Origin of the sequence: Vibrio fujianensis (assembly GCF_002749895.1) — a bacterium.
GTDB lineage: Bacteria > Pseudomonadota > Gammaproteobacteria > Enterobacterales > Vibrionaceae > Vibrio > Vibrio fujianensis.
The window spans coordinates 1-2,517 of the sequence record NZ_NBUS01000041.1 but is presented as its reverse complement, the minus strand read 5'-3'; the positions used below and the strand labels follow the sequence as shown (position 1 = coordinate 2,517).

General features: G+C 41.3%; 3 protein-coding genes and 1 pseudogene. All 4 read left to right on the top strand.

The window, feature by feature from the left end; all coding sequences use genetic code 11:
* Positions 1-262 precede the first annotated feature (262 nt).
* Positions 263-814, top strand: a complete 552-nt coding sequence (locus B7C60_RS07350; protein WP_099611100.1) for a class IV adenylate cyclase — start codon at positions 263-265, stop codon at positions 812-814.
* 285 nt (positions 815-1,099) lie between these two features.
* Positions 1,100-1,420 carry an IS66 family insertion sequence element accessory protein TnpA gene (tnpA, locus tag B7C60_RS07345; protein ID WP_099611099.1) on the top strand — a complete coding sequence of 107 codons (321 nt, stop codon included), beginning with the start codon at positions 1,100-1,102 and terminating at the stop codon, positions 1,418-1,420.
* A complete protein-coding gene (gene tnpB / locus B7C60_RS07340) occupies positions 1,417-1,770 on the top strand; it encodes an IS66 family insertion sequence element accessory protein TnpB (protein WP_099611098.1) in 354 nt (117 codons plus the stop codon). The genes tnpA and tnpB overlap by 4 nt, the downstream gene beginning before the upstream one ends.
* Before the next feature lie 59 nt (positions 1,771-1,829).
* Positions 1,830-2,438 (top strand): annotated as a pseudogene (locus B7C60_RS07335) (transposase domain-containing protein); the annotation flags it as partial.
* Between the last annotated feature and the right edge of the window lie 79 nt (positions 2,439-2,517).

The following is a 2,517-nucleotide window of genomic DNA, read 5'->3' as shown; positions in this document are numbered from 1 at the left end:
CTTCAATCGGTCGTCCTAGAGTTCAGAAACACTTGAAAGCGGTCATACACATCGTAGAAAGAGTGGCTGGTATAGTTCTCATTTTCTTTGGTGTAACTTTGTTTACAGAGTACTTGCAGTAACAGTTTCCAAGTTGTCTCGCCTAAAAGGCTATTGCACTTTTAAGCGCTACAAATCAATTGCATAGGATGCATTATGCATCTTGTTATATTTAGAACTTTTCTTTTGTGGTAAGCTCTTATTTTTTAAGTTGAGTTAACAGATGAATAATGATCATTTTCATGGTAAATACGAGGTCGAGCTAAAGTATCGCCTTGTGTCAAAAGCTAATTTCTTAGAAGTTTTGAACCATATTCCCCACGAAATTATGCTTCAAGACAACTTGGAGTCTGATTGGTATTTTGATACTCCTGATAAAGCATTATATGCGCAGAACAAGAGTCTTTGTATTCGAAAAATGGAGCCTTCAGGCATTAAACTATGGATTGTGAAAGGGCCAGAAGCAGACCGATGTGAAGCGACTAATATAAATGATGAAATAACAGCGATAAGCATGCTTAAAACTATGGGCTATGAAGTTACCTTAAAAGCAGAGAAAGTTCGCAGTATTTACTTTGTTGGCAAGTTTCATATTACAGTAGACTCTTTAGATGGGATTGGTGACTTTGCAGAGTTCGCTATAATGACAGATGACGAATTAATGCTCTCAACATATAAATCAGAACTTGAAACTTTAGCTAATCGCTTCGGATTGACAAAGGTTGCACTGCAGAACAAGTCGTATAAACAGATGATTATGGAGAAGTATTCATAGAGCAATCTTTTAATATATAGCCACAACGGATAGCATTTTTATCAAGCGTTGCATTCTATATGTAATCAAAAGCGATTTATTATGTAAAAATGCTCAATCCTATTTCCTATCTCAGCCCTCATTGCCTCATCTTTCAAAACAAGCTACATTGCCTGCCAGAATAAATCACGGTAGGTTTGGTCTTCATGTTCTCTTTTAATGTAAGGTAAGCGCATCATAAACACCGTATTCTAATCAACCTCAGCACGCTATACGATCAAATCTCCAACCATAAGGAGATCTGAAATGGCAAAACGACGTACCGACCAAGAATGGCAAACCCTGTTTGAAAAATACCAATCCAGTCATTTATCCCAGCGTGTCTTCTGTGAGCGTAACGGGTTAAGTCTGTCTACTTTTTATGCCAAACGCCAGCAGTTACAAACCACGAAAACCACCAATATCGGTGGTTTTGTTAAAGCAGAAGTTATCGAAAAAACGACTCGCTACCAAGTAACTCAAACCCCCGTCGCCAACATGACATTATTTATTAATGACGCTGAACTCAGCATTCCACAGGGGACACCTGCCTCGTATCTGGCAGAGTTAATCGGAGCACGGTCATGAAACGAATGTTGAACGCCCCGAATGTTTACCTGTATCGAGAGTTCGTGGATTTTAGAAAATCCATTAATGGCCTAGCGGCGATTATCGAGTCCGAAACCGATTTGCCGCTCGGGACAGGTGCGCTATTCCTGTTTACCAATAAACAACGCGACAAAGTCAAAGTGTTGTACTGGGATAAAACGGGCTTTGCCCTATGGTACAAACGGCTCGAAAAAGCCAAATTCAAATGGCCCACTCAAGAGAAAAAGCAGGTCTACACCCTGACTCAACTTGACTTAGATAGACTGTTATCTGGCTTCACGATAATCGGCCATAAAACGATAAAAATAGACAACTTTACAATGAGTTAACTTCAATAAAAGTCAGTTATACCAAGCCTTGTCGTGGTATTTTTAGTATAATCAATGCCATGAAAAAGACGCCCGATATGAACCCAGAAAGCCAAGACATCGCCGAGCTTCAAGCTATGGTGAAAGCGTTGATGTCGGAGAAAAATGAGCTAAAAAAGAAGGAAGCGCAATGGCAACAAGAGCGCCAATCCTTAATTGAGCAGTTTAAGCTCGCCCTTGACCGCCAGTTCGCCAAACGCTCGGAAGCGTTAAAGCCATATAACGAAGCACAGGGTGACCTCTTTAATGAGGCAGAATGTGAAGCGGCGAAAGCGGAAGATGAGGTTATCACCACCACAACGACGACCATTAAACGTCGTGGTAAACGTCAACCGCTTCCTAAAGACTTGCCACGTGAAATCATCGAGCTTGACCTAGATGAGCACGACAAGCAGTGCTCATGCTGCCAACACGCTCTGCATAAAATCGGCGAAGACCGCAGTGAAAAGTTGGAGTTCACACCCGCTGTATTGAAAGTGTTGGAATATGTTCGTCCTAAATACGCCTGTCGTCAGTGTGAACAACAGGCTGAAAAAAGCCACATTCACCAACAACCCGCACCGATAAGCATCATCCCTAAAAGCTTCGCCACAGAAAGCTTGCTGGCCAATATCATCCTTGGCAAATACTGTCACCGATCATGCAAAACTGATCCACTAACGATCATCGAAAACTGATCCACTTGGTATCATCCGTTTATTTTTTATA

Excerpts from the sequence above, each read along its gene's own strand:
- tnpA (WP_099611099.1), top strand. The coding sequence starts at position 1,100 with ATGGCAAAACGACGTACCGACCAAGAATGGCAAACCCTGTTTGAAAAA.
- B7C60_RS07350 (WP_099611100.1), top strand. The coding sequence starts at position 263 with ATGAATAATGATCATTTTCATGGTAAATACGAGGTCGAGCTAAAGTAT.
- tnpB (WP_099611098.1), top strand. The coding sequence starts at position 1,417 with ATGAAACGAATGTTGAACGCCCCGAATGTTTACCTGTATCGAGAGTTC.